This window comes from Streptomyces sp. NRRL S-350, from assembly GCF_000719705.1.
In the GTDB taxonomy this organism is placed as follows: domain Bacteria; phylum Actinomycetota; class Actinomycetes; order Streptomycetales; family Streptomycetaceae; genus Kitasatospora.
The window spans coordinates 1-707 of the sequence record NZ_JOHO01000188.1; the positions used below are offsets into that span (position 1 = coordinate 1).

Here is a 707-nt window from a genome sequence, read left to right on the forward strand (position 1 = left end):
CACGGCACCGGCACCCGCCTCGGCGACCCCATCGAAGCCCAGGCACTCCTCGCCACCTACGGACAGAACCGCGAACAACCCCTCTGGCTCGGCTCGGTGAAATCCAACATCGGCCACACCCAGGCCGCCGCCGGCGCCGCCGGCATCATCAAGATGATCCTCGCCATGCAACACGGCACCCTCCCCCGCACCCTCCACGCCGACGAACCCACCCCCCACGTCGACTGGACCGCAGGCGCCGTCGCACTGCTCACCGAGGAACAGACCTGGCCGGAGACGGCCGACCGCCCCCGCCGAGCCGCCGTCTCCTCCTTCGGCATCAGCGGCACCAACGCCCACGTCATCCTCGAACAACCGCCACAGTCCGAAGCCCCCGCGGCGGAGCAGAGTGCTCCGGTGACCGTGCCATGGGTGCTGTCCGCTGCCAGTCCGGCCGCGTTGCGTGCTCAGGCCACGCGGCTGATGACGGCAGTGGCACCGGGGGACTCATCGCTCGATGTCGGGTGGTCACTTGCCACCGGCCGGGCCGCGCTGGACGAGCGGGCCGTGGTGCTGGCGGGTGACGGCACTGATCGAATCGAGGCCCTTGCCGCGCTGGCTCGCGGTGGCAGTCACCCGGGTCTCGTCACCGGCCGGGGTGGCGACGGAACCCTGACGATGGTCTTCTCCGGCCAGGGCAGCCAACGCCTGGGCATGGGCCACGACCT

The 707-nt window shown here is 71.1% G+C and carries 1 protein-coding gene; it reads left to right on the plus strand.

The window, feature by feature from the left end; all coding sequences use genetic code 11:
* Window positions 1-707: ketoacyl-synthetase C-terminal extension domain-containing protein (locus tag IF30_RS0140435; RefSeq protein ID WP_030248230.1), on the plus strand; the 707-nt coding region annotated here is incomplete at both ends.